Annotated in this window: 12 protein-coding genes and 4 pseudogenes; 6 read left to right on the top strand and 10 right to left on the bottom strand. The window is 41.1% G+C overall.

From position 1 onward, the window contains the following. Positions 1 to 14: 14 nt before the first annotated feature. The 3 genes from NSTCB13_RS36550 to NSTCB13_RS36540 all read right to left on the bottom strand — a co-directional run bounded on the left by NSTCB13_RS36550 (position 15) and on the right by NSTCB13_RS36540 (position 2,427). Positions 15 to 563, bottom strand: a complete 549-nt coding sequence (locus NSTCB13_RS36550; protein WP_448275839.1) for a chemotaxis protein CheW — start codon at positions 561 to 563, stop codon at positions 15 to 17. Further along, on the bottom strand, positions 560 to 925 hold the full coding sequence (locus NSTCB13_RS36545) for a response regulator transcription factor (protein WP_069073698.1): 366 nt from the start codon (positions 923 to 925) through the stop codon (positions 560 to 562). The genes NSTCB13_RS36550 and NSTCB13_RS36545 overlap by 4 nt, the downstream gene beginning before the upstream one ends. 323 nt (positions 926 to 1,248) lie before the next feature. Next, positions 1,249 to 2,427 (bottom strand): response regulator, encoded by a 1,179-nt coding sequence (locus tag NSTCB13_RS36540; protein ID WP_448275837.1) that lies wholly within the window; start codon positions 2,425 to 2,427, stop codon positions 1,249 to 1,251. 384 nt (positions 2,428 to 2,811) lie between these two features. Between NSTCB13_RS36540 and hmpF the strand changes: the two are divergent. Further along, positions 2,812 to 4,577: pseudogene (gene hmpF, locus NSTCB13_RS36535) on the top strand (pilus motility taxis protein HmpF). Positions 4,578 to 4,851: 274 nt separating this feature from the next. Here the strand turns inward: hmpF and tilS are convergent. After that, positions 4,852 to 5,844: a tRNA lysidine(34) synthetase TilS gene (tilS, locus tag NSTCB13_RS36530; protein WP_445626520.1), complete on the bottom strand. Its 993-nt coding sequence runs from the start codon at positions 5,842 to 5,844 to the stop codon at positions 4,852 to 4,854. A gap of 474 nt (positions 5,845 to 6,318) precedes the next feature. Between tilS and nrdJ (NSTCB13_RS36525) the strand changes: the two are divergent. The 3 genes and pseudogenes from nrdJ (NSTCB13_RS36525) to NSTCB13_RS36515 all read left to right on the top strand — a co-directional run. Beyond that, positions 6,319 to 7,549: pseudogene (gene nrdJ / locus NSTCB13_RS36525) on the top strand (ribonucleoside-triphosphate reductase, adenosylcobalamin-dependent); the annotation flags it as partial. 355 nt (positions 7,550 to 7,904) lie between these two features. After that, positions 7,905 to 8,978 (top strand): annotated as a pseudogene (gene nrdJ, locus NSTCB13_RS36520) (ribonucleoside-triphosphate reductase, adenosylcobalamin-dependent); the annotation flags it as partial. Positions 8,979 to 9,366: 388 nt separating this feature from the next. Beyond that, a complete protein-coding gene (locus NSTCB13_RS36515; protein ID WP_448275835.1) occupies positions 9,367 to 9,588 on the top strand; it encodes a hypothetical protein in 222 nt (73 codons plus the stop codon). Positions 9,589 to 9,631: 43 nt separating this feature from the next. Here NSTCB13_RS36515 and NSTCB13_RS36510 read toward each other — a convergent pair whose 3' ends face one another. The 3 genes from NSTCB13_RS36510 to NSTCB13_RS36500 form a co-directional block, all read right to left on the bottom strand. Then, on the bottom strand, positions 9,632 to 9,943 hold the full coding sequence (locus NSTCB13_RS36510; RefSeq protein ID WP_448275834.1) for a hypothetical protein: 312 nt from the start codon (positions 9,941 to 9,943) through the stop codon (positions 9,632 to 9,634). 31 nt (positions 9,944 to 9,974) lie between these two features. Beyond that, positions 9,975 to 11,738: a WD40 repeat domain-containing protein gene (locus NSTCB13_RS36505; RefSeq protein WP_448275832.1), complete on the bottom strand. Its 1,764-nt coding sequence runs from the start codon at positions 11,736 to 11,738 to the stop codon at positions 9,975 to 9,977. 411 nt (positions 11,739 to 12,149) lie between these two features. Next, positions 12,150 to 12,545, bottom strand: coding sequence for a hypothetical protein (locus NSTCB13_RS36500; RefSeq protein WP_445626518.1), 396 nt, complete (start codon positions 12,543 to 12,545; stop codon positions 12,150 to 12,152). A gap of 263 nt (positions 12,546 to 12,808) precedes the next feature. Between NSTCB13_RS36500 and NSTCB13_RS36495 the strand changes: the two genes are divergently transcribed. After that, positions 12,809 to 13,486: an SDR family oxidoreductase gene (locus NSTCB13_RS36495; RefSeq protein ID WP_448266544.1), complete on the top strand. Its 678-nt coding sequence runs from the start codon at positions 12,809 to 12,811 to the stop codon at positions 13,484 to 13,486. Position 13,487: 1 nt separating this feature from the next. Here NSTCB13_RS36495 and NSTCB13_RS36490 read toward each other — a convergent pair. The 3 genes and pseudogenes from NSTCB13_RS36490 to NSTCB13_RS36480 all read right to left on the bottom strand — a co-directional run bounded on the left by NSTCB13_RS36490 (position 13,488) and on the right by NSTCB13_RS36480 (position 16,434). Then, positions 13,488 to 14,541: pseudogene (locus tag NSTCB13_RS36490) on the bottom strand (Rieske 2Fe-2S domain-containing protein). Positions 14,542 to 14,724: 183 nt separating this feature from the next. Beyond that, positions 14,725 to 15,162 carry a secondary thiamine-phosphate synthase enzyme YjbQ gene (locus NSTCB13_RS36485; protein ID WP_448266546.1) on the bottom strand — a complete coding sequence of 146 codons (438 nt, stop codon included), beginning with the start codon at positions 15,160 to 15,162 and terminating at the stop codon, positions 14,725 to 14,727. 102 nt (positions 15,163 to 15,264) lie between these two features. Continuing rightward, entirely contained in the window at positions 15,265 to 16,434 is a 1,170-nt protein-coding gene (locus NSTCB13_RS36480) for a pyridoxal phosphate-dependent aminotransferase (protein WP_448266548.1), read from the bottom strand. Between the two features lie 470 nt (positions 16,435 to 16,904). On the opposite strand from NSTCB13_RS36480, the gene NSTCB13_RS36475 reads away from it, so the two are divergent. Beyond that, positions 16,905 to 17,897: a hypothetical protein gene (locus NSTCB13_RS36475; RefSeq protein WP_448275830.1), complete on the top strand. Its 993-nt coding sequence runs from the start codon at positions 16,905 to 16,907 to the stop codon at positions 17,895 to 17,897. Positions 17,898 to 17,968: the final 71 nt, after the last annotated feature.

Below are 17,968 nucleotides of genomic sequence, written 5' to 3'. Positions count from 1 at the left end.
TTCCTCCTCCAATTTCATCCTGCCCACCTAGCACTTCGTACAATTGCCATTTGATCGAGCAATCGTAGACACTGATTATTTTTAGCACCTAATGACCACTCTCCACGTAAAAAGGGAGCCATCGTATCTGGAACACTAGCTGGTGGCATGAGATTCTGGACATCCAACCAGTCCATACCACCGATTTCCTCTACTGCTAAACCCACTATCGTGTCTTGCTCTTCAATGGCAATCACCGAAATTTCAGCTCTATCCGTGTTTAATGCACCTGCTTCTCCCAGAAATTGACCCAAATCGGCCACCCAAATAACTCGACCTCGTAAATTTAGAGTACCCAAAAGTAAAGGAGAAGCATTAGGAATCGGGGTGATTCTATCAGGACTTAGTTCAATTACCTCTCGGATGCCAGTTGCTTGTAGTGCAAACTCCTGATGCGAGGGAATGTAAAACCTCAAATGTAACTCACCTTCAGGACTTTCTACTTGTAATTCTGGTCGAAAGTGATCTTGACCGCCGCCACTTAAAAAGTCCGGTTTGCTGACCCATGTTGTTTTTATCCTCATCCTCGCAGCAGTTGTTTGACTGTTCCTACCAACTCGGTTGGTTGAAACGGTTTGGCTATGTAAGCATCTGCACCCTGTTTCATACCCCAATAGCGATCGAATTCTTCGCCTTTGGAAGAACACATAACCACTGGGACATTTTGGGTTTTTGGATCGGATTTTAACCGCCGACAAACTTCGTAGCCGTTCATTCGGGGCATGACAATATCTAATACCACTAAATCTGGAGGTGCTATTTGAATTGCCTCTAATGCTTCTAATCCATCACTAGCATGGGTAACTGTTAGGCCAGTTGCTTTCAGGAGGTCTGTAATCATCTCCCTTTGCGCTATACTGTCTTCCACAATCAGAACTGTGCTCATAAGTGTCTATTTACCTCCTGATTTAGACGTTCCTAATTGGAACATTCCCTGATTCCTCCGCAAGTATTAACTGTATAAATTAATTTTATGTCTTCACTATTTTCCCGGAGATTGACGTTTCACTCAGTTAACTGACTCTGTGATAACATCTTTTAACTCATCTTTTAGTAGATCAACAAATCTTTGATCTCTTTATATGCTCCATAGGTGAGAGATGAGGGAGAAATCAATTCAAAATTCACGCATTCAAAATTCAAACATTTTAGAACTCCTGCCTCCTGCCTCTTCTCCATGCCCAATGCCCAATGCGCAATGTCCAGTTTTCATTGGTTGTTGATATATTTCTCTACGAGCATCAGTAACTCAGTGTCTGTAAACGGTTTTGTTAAATAATCTGTTGCCCCGACCATCTTAGCTTTGACTCTATCCATAAACCCATCTTTCCCTGTAAGCATGATAATCGGTGTGAGCCGAAATGCTGTTGAATGTCGCAGCATGGCACAAACCTCGTATCCTTCCAATTCCGACATAGCAATGTCGCATAAAATTAAATCTGGTTTGAGTTGAAAAACCAGACTCAGTGCTTCTAAGGGATTGGTGAGAGCGATCGCTTCATAACCTTGTGGTTGTAAGATGGAATTTATAGTCTCACCGATGGCGATCGCATCGTCAATACATACTATCCGCCCCATCGGTTTTTCTTTCAATTCCCAGCTATCCGTGTGTGTATCTGGGTGATTAGTCTCTGAATATACTAGTTGTAGCCAACTTTGTTGCACATAAGGATATATTGCCTTAGCGACTGTCAAAATGTCTCGGTTGAGATGGCGAGCTAGTTGTCGCAAGGATGTTTTACCATCAGCCCAATGTTGTAGCTTATTCACAGTTGCTTCTGGTAAAGAAGATTGTAGCTGAACTTTGTCAGATAGCACTGGCAATTGCTCTGGAGATTGAATGTGTGGATAGAGTTGTTTCCATTGTTGCACCTGCTTAGTAATTTTTGTCACCAATGGAGCAATCTCATAAGTGTTTAATTGTGGGGCAAGTGCCGCACTCTGATGGAAAATGAAGTTACCTTGGCGTAAACTCAGCAAATCAAAGAGAGTTTCATGCACCAAACCGTAAATAATACTACCAGCTATCTTTGGGTTGATGATATTCCGCTCCAAGAGTGCCCAAAGATAGGCATACTCTGGCGCGTCGGTTGGTGGTAGGGTGGCAATGTGTTTGTCAGTGAGTCGCATTTCAACTCGATAATGACGTAAATAATCACTAATTCTGGATAAACTACTCTCACCTTCTTGGCAATAGATAATTTGACCATTAAGAAAAAAAACGAACCAAGACTGTTGTTTAGAGCGATAAATGTTTGCTCCATCTCCACCCAGTTTGTTGTTATGGTGAGAGCTATAAGCTTCCACCCATAGTTGCCCAGTTCGCTGTCCCAATTCAATCAATTGCAGAATACTGCAAATATCAATTTCATTTAAATTTCCCTGCATTTAGCTAAAAAGTACTCCTTAGTATTGCTGAATTCTGAATCGTGAATTATGACTTATTCTTTAAGTATTGATTATGGAGTATTGAAAAGATTTTTACTCTATGTCTGATTGTCATTAGGGAATACATTAAACTATAAACCTTTATCTTTCGTAATACACTTTGACAAAGCTAGTGTTAACACGGAAGTCATCATCACTGTCATCAGTACAAAATATAAAGGCGCGACCAAATCGCTTCTATAAGTATCAAGACGTAACATCTTGCGTCTATAGTTTTGTCTGTCTTGTTCTTCTAAACCCTGGTTCAGTGAGACAAGTTAACAGAATTATTTAAGGTATATCTCAAAACACGAACTTTAAGTGCATCAATAAAGGACTAACGGTGTGCTGTATTTAGCAGAAGTACAAAAACAGAAAGGTGGTTTACTCAGTGGCGGTGGCAAAACCGAACTGAAACTGCTAGCTTGTCAGCGAACTGACCAGAATTGGAGTACTGTGTCGGAAGAGGTGATTGCCGCTGAGGACGCAAGCAAATTAAATGATGGTGCTTTGGTATTGGTTGAACTCAATCCCAATCGTCAAGTACAGCGGATTCAAGAAGCAGGGGGGGACGTCCACTCGTCAACATTTTGCAGAATTTTTCCCGCCAGTTGGAGAAATTTAAGCTCAAGGAAGATGAAATCGATCAGTGGAAACAGTCATTAACATTTCAGGCGCAAGAGTTGAATCGCCGTGAAATGGACATGGAGGTACGAGCAGAACAGTTGCAGCAATTGGAGGATGAGGTACAACATCTAGAGGAGCAAAAACAGGAAGTTGACACCTCGCGCCAGGAAATTGAACGATTACAAGGAGAAATTGAGCGCAACCGCCAAGAGTTGGAAGGCGCTTGGGAGCATTTACGGGGTGAGCAGCGTCGCCTGGAAGAACGCCAAGCGGATTTTCAACAAGGGACGGTTTTGGATGAGGAGCAAAGTCGAGTAATGAGTGAGTTACTCGATCGCTTGTCTAGTCGTGTTACTCCTACGGAAACAGTTAGAGAACACCTGCATCTAGCCTTTGAATTGGTCGAAAAGCAGCAAGCGACTCTTACCCCGCACTGGCAAAAACTGGAGGAGCATAAAAGTGCGATCGCACAACAGCAAGAAGAAGTTGAGCGTTTATCACAAACTTTTAGCGATCGCCAAAATGCATTGCAAGAAGCGCAAAATTCTCTAGTTCAGCAAACAGCCCAATTGAAAATAAATACAGCAGACCTTACCAGTAAGCAAGAATATGCTCGGATCGTCAAAGAGCAGTTACGAAACACTGAAGAGTTATATCAACAGATGCACTCTTTAGCGGCAACATCTGGTGATGTAGTTCTTGGCAAGCAAGCCGATCTGGAGGCTTTGGAGAAAATGCCTTTAGAAGAACTACAAAAGATAGTGCAAGACTTGCAGCATAAGTTAGAAATCGACGCTAGCTTTGTTCACGATCAAGAACAAGAACTGAAATATAAACAAGAAGCTATAGAAGAACTCCAAATTAAATTAAATCAAGCATCTGACCATGACCACATCAATTTGGAATTAGAACTAACTGATGAAAAAGACCTTTATCAGATGCTAAATTCCAGTTTGGTGGGGCAACGCCGCAATATGCTACAGCACCAGAAGTTTCTCAAGCAACATCAAACTGTACTGCTACGACGCCAAGGACATACTGTTACTGAAGAAGAAAGTAACAACAAAATTAATTTCGAGCCGATTTTGTTACAAATTGAAACCCAGCGACAACAATATTCACAGGAAGTTCAAAAGCTGGAACGTGAAATTGAGCAGATTCGTTCTGGTGTTGAGCTAAATCAGGGAATGATTGACAATCAAACTCACGATTTAGATGAAAAGCGCCAAGAATTGAAAGCGATCGAGGAAAATTTGTTATCCCTACGAAGAACAACTGCTGAATTATCTGGGCGAGTGAATCTTTATCAAGAAGCACTACAACCAATTCAAGATTCTCTAGATGGATTACGGCAAAAACTGCAAGGAATTGCAGAATCTTTAGATCAATTCCAGGAAACTGGTGATTATCAAGTCCAAGCGATCGCTCAGTTGCGTCATACTCTCCAGAGTTTAATGCCTCAGCCGGAATTACTGGCGTCTTAATAAGTTAGGAGTTAGGAGTTAAGAGTTGGAAGTTAGGAGTGATGAGTTACAGCACTTCCGGCAGCTATGAGTACATTTTGAAAGTTGAAAGCTATAAGAGGAGAGACAAGGAGAAAAACGGGATTGCATAATAGCAAGAAGCGCTGTAGAAGTTAGGAATTATCAATTAAAGAAAATTTCTCACTCAAATCTCAACATCCAAAACCAAAAAATCCAAACTTCAAATTCCAAATTTAAAACTCCTAACTCCTAACTCCTAACTGCCAACTTATAACTATTTAAAACAGATCCAATCGCCTTGTACTTGAGCGATCGCCCCACCAGGAAATGGATCGGTTTGCGATCGGTTGGGCGCTATAATTAAAGCCGTTAATTTTTCAATGTGTTCAAAACTGGGCGCATCGGTCAGTATTTGCTGCAATATCTGACGCATTACCCGACGTTGCAGTGCCAATGGTGCTTTTTGTAATTCCCGACGATTTAACCGTAAGGGAAAAACAGTAAGAGAATCTTCTTCATGTTTCACGCCTAATGCCCGATCCCGCAACTGCTGGGCAGCTTTTTCCAAATATTCCACTTCCGCTTGTAAAAGTTCTGCTGTTTGGGCTAAGGCTGATTCTACTTGGGGGTTGAAATTATCTCGCAAATATGGTAATAGTTCTTGGCGAATGCGATTGCGGGCATATTGCAAATTTTGATTAGTGGAATCTTCCCAAATTGGCAATTTAAATTCTTGACAAAATTGCTCTGTTTGTTTTCGAGTGATTTCTAAAAGTGGACGTACTAACACAATGCCTGTAGTTAGAGGGCGTTGCCAAGTTAGGGCTTGCAAACCATCAGCACCAGTACCGCGAATTAAATTGTAGAGGAGAGTTTCGGCGCGATCGCTCTTCGTGTGTCCTGTAACTATATATTGATAATTATTTACCTGAGCGATCGCACTTAAAGCTTGATAGCGCCAATCGCGTGCAGTCGCTTCACTATTTATCGGTTTGTTCGCTGTTTCTAAATAAAAGGATATACCCCAAGTTTTAGCTAAGTTTTCGACGTGGTTAGCATTAGCTTCGGAGTCAGAACGCCAGCGATGATCGCAGTGAGCAATACCTAAATCCCATCCCCATTTGGATTGTAAATCTAAAAGTAATTTTATTAAACACAGAGAATCTTGTCCGCCGGAGACAGCGATTAATAGCCGCTGGTTGCGCTCAAATAAGTGGCGCGATCTGATTGTGCGATGGATTTTTGCATGTAAGGGAGTCCATACCATTTTTGGATTTGACTGATAACTGCAACTTATTTAACTATGACTGCTAAGTAGCTCGGCGTAAAAATTTGTTGTTGGGATAAGGCAGGAAGCAGGAGGAAAAAGGGTTTTAGTTTAGTTTATCTTTCTTCACATAGTTTGGTTTTATTGTGCCAACTGACTTAGTTGTGGGAAAGTAATGAAGAGATCCTAAGTATAGTTAGCGGATAGCTAAGGTTTAGCCCATGCTGAGTAATGATAATCGGACTGAAGATGAGGCGATAGAGATAATTTACTTAAAAATAATGGTGTTAACTATAACCAAGTATATTTTTCCCATCCAAGGGTGAGGGACATTATACATCATAAATTTATGTTGTAATCAGTGCCGGATAGAGCTAGCGTAAAGTGGACAATTTGACAATCTTTAATACTCAAACTACTTGGCGTATAGTCATAATCTGTCCGCACGCAAGAAGAACGTAAGACACTTTATATATGGTTCAGAATCTCGAAAGAACACGCCAGAGTGCAAGGTTTCCAGAAACTGCACCGGCTGCTAATCCCGTATTTTTTAGAACCTATAGCCGCCGTACAAAGGCGGGACTTAGGGAAACATGGGATGAGGTATGCGATCGCACTATACTCGGCTTAGTCGAGTTGGGAAAGCTCACTCAAGAAGAAGCTGCCACACTGGATAAGATGCAACGCAACTTGAAAGCTATGCCCAGTGGGCGCTGGCTATGGGTTGGTGGTACAGATTGGATAACCAAGCCAAAGAACTTTTCCGGAGCTTATAATTGCACTTCTACCAATCTCGAAGACTGGAGTGCCTTCGGCTTAATGATGGATTTAGCAATGATGGGCTGTGGTACTGGAGCCATCTTAGAACCACAATTTATTAATCAGTTGCCTCCGATTCGTAATCAACTGAATGTCACTGTCCCAAGGCGAAATTGGCAGCACTCCTCTCCAACAGCGGCGTGAATATACTGAAACTCATATAGAAGGAAATAACGTCACTATTCACGTTGGAGATAGCCGTGAAGGTTGGGTTGAATCATATCAAGCCTTATTAGAACTCTCTACTGATGAACAATTTTCAGCAGAAGTTGAAGTATTAGTTGATATCAGCGATGTCCGAAAAGCAGGAGAAACTCTCAACGGCTTTGGAGGAGTTGCAAATCCGGTGAAATTGTCCGGACTTTATCAGCGTTGTGCTTCCATCCTGAATAAAGCTGTGGGAAGACAATTAAATTCAGTTGAATGCTGTCTGTTAATCGATCAAGCTGCTGTAACAATTGTTGCTGGGAACATACGAAGAAGCGCGGGGATGCGTCAGTTTATTGCTGACGATGAACAAGGAGCCACTGCCAAAGATAACTTATGGCAGCAAGATGAAAATGGCAACTGGCGAATCGATCCAGAGCGTGATGCACTCAGGATGGCAAACCATACCAGAGTTTTTCACCGTAAGCCCACCTTAGAAGAATGTGTTGGTGCTGTCCGCAAACAATATTATAGTGGCGAGGGAGCGATTCAATGGGCTGGTGAAGCTGTAGCGCGATCAAATATTGATTTGCTGCCAACACAAGCTTTGAAAGTTGAGTTTTTACAAGCTTATGAACAAGGAACAGCAAAACAGTGGTTAGAAGAACGTTATTCAAATCTTGATGCTAATGAGCTAGAACATCGTTTAGCTCGCTATGGGCTAAATCCGTGTGGTAAGTGATTTTGCCTCACGTTAAAAACCTCGCAAAAACGGGGAAAGCTGAGATGCTAATCCCGTGGTAATCAAAGGAATTAAAAAGTCTTTGACACCGTACAGCGTAGAGAGTGAAACTAGATGACATCGAAAATTGGTATCTAGAATATAATCTCTCCAAGAGTGCGGGGGCGGATGTGAAAAACACTTGTGTTGAGCGGCTTGCCCTGAGCGTAGCCGTTGGCGCAGCCTCTCGTAGAGAAGGGAGCCGAAACACTTTTATTATCTGATATCACATCTGTAAAAGGTACGCGGAGCTACTGTGAATAATCAAGCAGTAGAACTAGGGGATAAAAAGCTTCTAGGGTAACAAAGAAAGGAAATCATCGGTAGTAATTTCCACTGCAATTTGTCAGAGGTTCACCTTAATCAAATTGACCCACGTAACTACAAAGAACAAGAAGAAGCTTTCACTGCTGGGGCGTTATCTGTAGCGGCACTTTTAAATCACAAATTCCTGGAACCACGCTATCAATACAGCCGTGAATTAGACCCAATTGTGGGAGTTTCTTTTACAGGTTTATTTGATTTCTTTGTCCATGCTTTTGGTGTTAATTGGCTGCGCTGGTGGGAGGAAGGAAGACCCGCAACGCCGCAAGGATTAGCTTTCAAGCGTGAGGAAGAGAAATACCTCAGTTCTTGGAGAGATATTGTACATCGGGTGGTTTGGGATTATTGCGATCGCCACAATCTCAAGCGCCCAAATCGTTGTACCACAGTGCAACCAAGTGGTACTAAGGCTTTATTAACTAATGCTAGTTCGGGGTGGCATCCTCCGAAAGCGCAAAGATTTATTCGTCGGATCACCTTCGGTAAAAATGACCCAGTAGCCTTAGCTTGTATTGATTATGGTTACAACGTGATTCCCTCTCAATCAGACAAAGACGAACAAGGCAATTTGCTTAACGATCCCTTCGATCCACGGGTGAGTGAATGGCTAGTGGAAATCCCTGTTTCTGTAACTTGGGCTGATTTACCAGGAGCTGATGAAATTGATGTTTCTAAGTTTTCAGTCTTAGCCCAATTTGATTTTGTCCTCCAGGTTCAACGTTGGTACGTGACTCACAACACATCAGCTACTTTGGAACTTCGCTCTGATGAAATTGAGCCTTTGGGACAGCGCATTTACGAAACCATTCACAATGATGAGGGATATATTTCAGCTGCTCTTTTAGCGCGTTTTGACGATTTGCAATCATTCCCACGTTTGCCATTTGAACCAATAAATAAATCAACCTACGATCGCTTAACTCAAGAGGTGAAAGCGCGACGCAAAACAGATGATTTCTGTGCAGTACTAAGCCGCTACGATTTAGGCGAAATGACAGAGGCTGGCCCTAGTGGTTGTGATTCTGATAAGTGTATGTTTCCCGATCGGGAACCAAGCTCATAACGCGAAATGATCGGGGAGTAGGGAGTGAGGAAGTGAGGGGACAAGGGGGACAAGGGGACAAGGGGGACAAGGGGACAAGGAGATAAACAAAACTCCTAACTCCTAGCTCTTAACTCTTAACTCCTAACTCCTAACTCAGCACGGGCTAAACCTTAGCTTTCCGCTAACAGCACTCCTAACGCCCAATGCCCTTCAAGAGTGCTGAGTTCCGAGTTTTGAGTGCTGAGTGGGGCAGAGGGGAGAATAATTCTTAACTGCTAACTCCTAACTTTTAACTCAGCACTCAGCACTCAGCACTCAGCACTGTTTTGCCCCATACCCAATGCTGTAACACGTTACGATCAATTAAGAAGTAATAATTTTTTACGGCAGTGCCAGGAGTCTTTTTATGTTCATTAATGAATTGTCACCTCTATTCAGAGAATTTACTCGGCATCCAGTCTCATTTGTAGGTGGGTTTTTCTCTGGTGTGCTTCGACTCAATCTTGCAGACGATCCCGTTAAAAGCTGGCTAGATAAACAGATCCGCTCAAATAGTTACACCAGTAGCAGCACAACAGATGCACATAACGGCAAAGCCAGTGGTCCTCAGCAGATTTCGATTGACTAAAAACTCCAACCTGACATAGTTGAATTTACTACAAAATAAGGAGTTAGTGCTGCCGATGGTAGCGCTGACTCCTACTTTTTACAATCAACATCTTGGCAAAAGTGCTTTTTGCACTCTTGGGGAAAAGGGTAAAGGTTAAAGGGGAAAGAGACTTTTGCAGAACCTTTCCCCCTTCTCCTTTCCCCTTTTCCCGACAAATGCCAAGAAGTCTAATCAACATCTTGGCATTTGTTACTTTTGCAAGAAGCGGGAAAAGGGACTCATGTTTTTTATTGTTCCTTTCCCCTTTTCCCCTTACCCTTTTCCCTACTTTTGCAAGGTGTCTATTGTACTCCTGCAAAGAAGCAAGCTCCAAAGAAAGTGTGATGATGAATTACCAACTACGATTAACTGCGTTGCCAAATTTTAATTGTCTTATCCAAACTGCCGCTGACTAACATTTCGCCGGAAGCTGTGAAGGCTAATGCTGTAACTATATTCCCATGACCTGTAAACGTAGCCAGCAATTCCCCGGTTTGTAAATGCCACAACTTGATGGTTTTATCAGCACTACCGCTAGCGATAATTTGTCCATCAGGACTTAAAGCGATCGCATATACCCGATCTCTATGTCCTTTAAGGGTATGAAGTAATTCTCCAGTCTCCAATTGCCAAACTTTAATCGTTTGATCCCAACTACCACTCACGAGCAGTTTAGCATCTGCACTGATTGCTAAGGAACAAACGATGTGAGAATGACCCATGAGGGTATGCAGTGGTTGTGCATCTTTTAAACTTTTGATTCCCGTTTGCGGTGAGGTGCGCCAAACTTTGATTTTGCGGTAGCTACCTGTAACTAGAGTTTCGCCGTCTCGACTTAAAACTAGGGAATGAGCCGCTGTATCATCTAAGGAAAGTGCGATCGCAACCTGACGATGCATCAAATCCCAGAAGAGAATTTTTCTATCATCTCCGCCTGTCGCTAACATTCTGCCATCTGGGGTGAAAGCAGCACACCGCACTACTCCATTGTGTTTGTGCAAAATATCTATCAAGTCTAAAGCGCCTACGTGCCAAAGCTTAATTGTCGAATCTGCACCGCAACTCACTAAAGTCTGTCCATCTGAACTAAAAGCTAGGGAATTCACTTCATCCACCAGCCCAGATATTACCCAAGGATATTCTGATAATGTCTCTATTAATTCGCCTTTGCTTAAATCCCAGAGTTTCGTTTCGCCACGACTACCACTTGCCAAAATGGGTAAGGCTTTGCCATTATTACACCCGGAACTGAAAGCTAGGCAATTAATTCCTCTGGTGTGTCCTTGCAAAGTCTGCCAGCATTCCCAGTCACCGATTATAGCTTTGAGACAATGTTCTGATGGTAGAGTCTGTATTGTATCTGCGATCGCTCTCTCATTACTTACTGGCGACGTGTCTTTTTTACCCATCAATGATTCTAAATACCAACTTAACCCTCCTGCATATAACAAATTACTCGGAGTGACATACAGTTTTGGTTCGCTAAATTCAAGTTGATTTGTCGGTAAAAAGCCTGTTATGATACTTTGCTTCTCGTAACCTAAATTACCTGTAGATGGATAAAATAAACAGAGAAAAATTAATACTTGGTGATTTTTTAAATCTTCTTGAGTAACCGACCACTTAATTTTGTCTTTCTTAATACCATTAAAACTTTCTCCATCAGCAACGTAAACTTGAACACTTAACTGAGGACGATCTTTGAGTATATAAGGAAATTTACTTTCGCCACTCAAATTTCCCTCGTCATCTAAAATCATGTTTTGCAAAGTATCTTGTGACACCTTTTTTACTAACTTGCCCAAGCGTTCAGTTATTACCTTGTCAACAATATGCTCCCGGAAAAGATAATCTTGGGCTTGTTGTTGGAAGTATTTGGGAAAAGGTATCGTCCAGTCAGGAGGCTCAGGATATTCCGGCGGCGTCGGCGGCGGATTTTTGGCGAGAACTTCTGCTTGTTGACGAGAAAGTTCTTGGAGTCTAGCCAATGGCTCGCCCCAAAAGGCTATAACTTCAGTGTGGCAACCTTTAACTTGACTTTCCAGCAAAGATAAGTCATAAGTTTTAGGTTTTTTCACACGTTGAAGGAAGTCAATTTGTTGAGCTTTGAGTAAGCTAATCCAATCCATCTACATTCCTGCGGCAAACTATTGCATACCTACGGTAAGCTATACAAATGCAATTACTCAAGTTTATAACCTTAGTTAATTAAAAATTCAGTAATATTAACAGTCTAATAAAACACAGCCATTGACAAATGTTTCCGGGAAAGAGATAGATGGATAGCACTTAGACATTTCATGAACTGATGCAGTTGAAGTATATAGAATTAAATGATATCAGTCAATTCTAACGGAGATAGAGATCGAGATACTGTTTCTAGAGAAACACTTCTAGCTGCAAAAGAAAGTTGAATTTGAGACAGATTTAAAGGTTGCAGTGACGTTAAGTCAGCAAATAGCTACATAAAAATCACCTATTAACGATAATTCGCGGAAATATCCTTTGAAATCGAAATAAATGGTGAAGATTGGCTAATTTTAACCTTTGCGTTTTGGTTGTCTGGGTGTAGTACTTACATTAGATGAGTCGTCAAAAGTATCCCTTGCTTCGATTTGTTTAATTTTCATTTGTAAGTTCAAGTCATCACTGCTAACGATTGTTTCTAAATTCGCTAATCTCCGCTCTAGCAGTTCTATTTGTTGCTGTTGCAAATAGTTAGTTTTGGATTTTTGCTCATCAGAACGCCAAACAGCAACTGTACCAACAGCTGCGCCACCAATAGCAACTAAAGGAAGAATAGCACCACTTCTAGTAACGGCTGACAGTGGCACGCAAACTCCAAGAATGGCAACTGTAATTACCCAAATTCTTGTGGTAGCAGATAATCTCACATCTTGGTATTGTTCGAGATTGGGTTGAGATTTTTTAGCCATAAGTTTATCCACAGAAAAGTTATTTGCTACATTTGCACAAATGTTTACTAAAATACTTCCTACCATTGGGTTAGGTATAATTGCTATCTTATATACTTTTGTAATTATGGTTACTCAGTTATTTGCGATCGCGAGATTAAGATTGCAATGATAGCTATCTACTACTTTTGGGAGGGCAAATCACTTTTCGATGGTCTTGAGCAATTATTAAATACTGCCAATCCTCTGATAAAATCCTTTGAGCGTAAATAGTTAAATTTATTATGACAAGTGCATCTTATATTTTTCTAGCTGGGGCAAGTCGCGGTGTTGGTCGAGAAATTGCTCAATATCTCACAGCACAACAGCTAAAGGTTAAAGCACTCCTGAGAACAGCAGCAGTTGCTACTGAACTAGAAGCAATGGGTATTGAAGTAGTTCAGGGAGATGCTTTGAATCTTGGCGATATAGAACGCGCAATGGTAACAGATGCACCTATTCACACCGTTATCAGTACAATTGGCGGTTTACCATCAGATGTAGAAAGGCCGGATTACCCTGGTAACAGAAATCTGATCGATGCAGCAGTTAAAGCTGGGGTGCAAAAGTTTATTCTTGTATCTTCCATAGGTGCTGGCAATAGTGTTGTTGCTGCCTCACCCCAAGTTTTAGAGGTACTGGGAAAAGTTTTAGCTGAGAAAGACAAAGCCGAACAACACTTAATTGCCAGTGGACTTACTTATACAATCATCCGTCCTGGTGGACTAAAGTCAGAACCAGCAACGGGTAATGGCGTTTTAACCGAAGATCCGCACATTATTGGTAGCATCAATCGTGCAGATGTGGCGCAATTAGTTGGTCGCAGTTTAAATAGCGATCGCGCCAATAATAAAATATTGTCAGCCGTAGACCGAAATATGCTATTCGGACAAAGAGAATTTGCCGAATTTACTTTGGAGTAATTTAAGCACGCCAGCGCAGTATTTGACCCTTGACAGGATTAACAAATTCTCGTTTTTCAGCGACAGAACGAGCATACTCCCGCTTTAACTGGTAATACCACTGTGCCTGCATATCGGAGTCTTTAATCAGCCGCAGCACAGGATTATATTTCAAACCAATTTGCTGTTTTTCTACCACCGTTCGGTCTTGGCCAATGAAAGTCCGCGCCAGCACGTGTAACAGTGGCTTGAAAAATCCCACCCAAGGAAGTGTCCAGTAAAGAGCAAAAGTTACCTCTGTTTCGGTGTCTGAAATTGGTGTAACTGCCGTCAAATTAACGACTCGATTATTACCAATAGTGGTTTCTTCAATTCTGACTCCAGGTAAACGAAAAGAAATCTCCGTTTCCGGGACACCACCGCCAATCAGCCAGTATAATCGACCCCCATTTGCAGGTAATCGGTGTCGTCGCATCGTAAAGCCGTAGGGCGAAGCATCAAATTGCTTTACTTCTTCGTGCAATTGCTCATTTCGCCACCACCAAGCACGATGAACATAAGGGGAATGCGCCGGGGTCCATCAGACCGACTACTGCATGATCTATAAAACAAGGGAATTTTACCACCTCTACGAACTGGTGCGATCGCCCATCAAACCCTGGAATTACCGGAATTTCCATATCAGATGCAGGTTGAGGGTTATCGGGATCGGGCATATATATCCAGATATTGCCTTGGGCTTCGCGAACACTATATGACTGCACATCAAAGCGACTCAAATCCATTTGCTGTTCTTCCACAAGAGAAGGTATCGCAGTACAGCGCCCAGCAGAGTTAAAGCGCCAACCGTGGTAACAGCATTCAACTTCTTGCCCATTGAATCTCCCACAACTCAAAGGCACACCACGATGGGGACAAATGTCCGTCATCGCAGACACTTTGCCATCCTGGCTGCGAACTAACAGCACCGGTTCTCCTAAGAAAATGCGGCTAATCATCATACCTGGCTTGATTTGATTGCTAGGCAGGGCATAGTACCAAGTATTACGTAATACAAAATTATCGTTATTTTTCATAACTAATGGCCTCTGCCTTTGACACAACAAAAGTCCTGGTTTGTGGAAAGGAAGGTGATGCTGGAAAACATTCTTTCAGGTCTTTAATTGCTGTAGATAAATTCAACTGATGTACTTCTTGATTGTGTTCGTAATTCTCTCAGATTTAGGTTGTTCTCAGAGCATTGCAGGTGTTAAATTGGATTATTCACCAGAAATTTGCACAAATACCGTTCTTTTACGCGGGCCATCCAACTCAAAAAACAACACAGATTGCCAGGTTCCCAAAGCTAATTTACCATCCACAACGGGAATTATCTCACTTGTGGTCAGCATCATTGCCATCAAATGAGAGTGAGCATTAATCGGCTCATCTTCTGGGACATCTCTTAAATGCAAGTCATTATGCAAATAGCTGTCTGATGCAGGTGCGATTTTTTGCAAGAATACTTTTATATCTTCTAATAATCTGACTTCATTTTCGTTGATAGCTAAGGCTGTTGTTGTGTGTCGAGAAAATACTAAAACTTGTCCATTTTTAATTGGGGTTGAAGCAAGAAAATCTTGAATTTGTGGGGTGATATTATGAATATTAATTTTTGGCTCAGTTTCAATTTCAATTAACTTATTAATAATTGGCATCTGTTGAATTTTATATTTGGAATTGCGAACGAGGTACGCTAACACAGCTTAACGCCTTTTTGAAGGAGGCAGTTCTTGCTAGAGGCAGGAATTGAATGACTTTTAACTCCTAACTATAGTTTCCAAACCTTGTACTAATCTTTCTATACCTTCTTTTGCTGTCTCTTTTTGTAAAGCCCCATAGGCAACGCGTAGATAGCATCCGTCATCTATGCCAAAAGTTGTACCTGGAATAACTGCGACTTTATGTTCCTGGATTAGTTGTTTGACTAATTCAAAAGCATCCATCTGGGTATGAATTTTGAGAAAAAAATAGAAAGCGCCATTGGCAGGGATAATGCTACATAAGCCTTGTAGACGATTAAGGGATTCTAATACTAGTTGGCGTACCTGAGCAATTGCTCCTATATGACTCTTCAAATATTCCTCTTTTGCCTGCAATGCCCCTAAAGCTGCATATTGAGAAATGACTGGCGGGCAAATCAAAATTGTATCTTGGACTTTTTTAACAGCGACAAGTAAGTGTTTGGGAATCACCATGTAGCCAATGCGCCAACTAGCAAAACCGTATGCTTTGGAAAGGCTATAGAGAGAAATGGTGTACTCGCTGCTATTACTAAATGAGCCAGGTGAAACGTGTTTTACTCCGTTATATGTAAAGTATTCATAAGCTTCATCGCTGATGTGGTAAATACTGTGAGTAGCACAAATTTGATTTACTTGGCGCAATGCGGCTTCAGAATAAACAACTCCAGTGGGATTATTTGGTGAAATCGTCACCACAGCCCGTGTTTTAGGAGTAATTGCTTGAGCGATCGCTTCTTTTCGTAATTGGTAATTTTCATCCGTCGCCACTAATACCGCACGACAACCAGCCATTGCGATCGCCATTTCGTGGTTGAAATAGTAGGGGGTATTCAGAATAATTTCATCGCCTGGGTTCGCGATCGCAAGAATGGCATTCATAAATCCCATATTGCTCCCTGCTGTCACAACAATGCAGTTTTCCCCGTTGATTTCAATCCTGTTGAAGGCTTGTAATTTTTCCGCAAGTGCTGTCAGTAGAAGGGGAATTCCCTCAACTGCTTTGTATAAATTATTGGTGGGTTCGACTAAGAATTTGGCTAAAAATTCTATGGCTTCATGTGGTGGGTTGTAAGAAACAACACCTTGTCCTAGAGAGATGGTTCCAGGAGAGTTTTTAATCAATTCCCCAACCACAGGAATAATTGGCGATTGTACCGCCTGCATACGAGAGGTTAGGGATTCCATATTTTCTTGCCTATATACTTGCTTTTAGTATCTCTTACTGTGTTGTTTTTTGCTGCATATATTTCTGTTTTTAACCGATTTGTACCTTTAAAATTTTCTTTTAAAGGCAATCAGGTATACTTAAACAGGTCTGAAGAAAATTTAGACTACGACTTACGCAAGTGTCACCAAAAAATCGGATTTGTAGTTTGTAGTAAGGGCTTTAGCCATTTTTTGAGGACTAAAATTTTTTCTTCTCTTTCAGAAATGCACTCGCGTTCGAGACGCTATTTCGGCTTTGCTCAGTACAAGTGCGCCAACACTACGAACTGAAAATAATATGCCAGTTGCGTAAATCCTCTAGACTATACTTTACGGATACTTTACACAGATTTTAAGCTGGATTGATATTAGTGGATATCTATCTTTTGAAGTGTAAGTTAGAATGCAATTAGAAAGTTAAAGCTTAGATACTACTAATTAATAGAAATATGTTTATTTCACAACGTGGCATTATCACTTATGCTTACGGAGCATCTTATTATCTAGAAATGGCAAAGTCATTAGCACGTTCTCTACGTCTTCATTCACCAAATATTCCGCGTGCTATTGTTACCGATCGTGAAGACGATCGAGATTTGCTAGAGCTTTATGATTGTGTTATAAATCTTAGAAAAGAATACGGTTCTAACGTCAAACAAAAGCTTCACGTTTATGATTATTCTCCATTTAAATACACACTTTGTATTGATAGTGATTGCATAGCAGTAAGGGATATTAATTTTATTTTTGATGATTTTAAAGGCAGAAGTTTTAGTGTGCCAGGTAATGTATATCTTCAAGCAGGTGATAAAGATAATTTCATTGATGTAGATGACACACTCCAACGATTTAATCTGACAAAATTACCTAGATTTAATGGAGGTCTCTATTATTTTGAAAAAAACGATACTACGAAGGCCTTTTTTGAAACAGCACTAGAATTTTCAAGAGACTGGAAAAAGCTAGGTATTAGTGAATTTCGTGGTGATGGCCCTAATGATGAACGTATTTTTGGTCTAGCTATGATGCTACATAATCAAAGTATGTTTGAAGATAAAGGTCTGATGATGCGAACACCTATCGGTCTTCGTGGTTCTTTTAATATAGATGCTATTAAAGGTAAATCTACTTTTCAAAAATACAATCAGGTGGTGTCTCCGGCTCTTGTACACTTTGCCTGCGTTTGGGGAGAGCATCCGGTATATCATCGTGAAGTCACAAAGTTAAAAAACCTAGATAAAGATGCAGCCCACCAGGTCAAGTCTAATATATTTTCCGCAATTCAGTATAAGTTTGGCTATCAGATTGCTTTATTAAGATATATAGCTAAACGTGTACCAAAAAATCCTAAATATATTCAAGCTAGAGTGAAAAAACTTTTGATACAACTGTCTGAGTTGATTAAAACTAAATATAGAATTGAGGCAGTTCAGAGCAAATAAAGTTTGCTAAAACTCTGCATTCCTTTGTGCTTAATTTAAATTACTCAAAGGCTGTTTTGGTTACTTTCTGT

This window comes from Nostoc sp. DSM 114160 (assembly GCF_053470305.1).
This window is presented reverse-complemented; position numbering and strand designations above follow the sequence as displayed.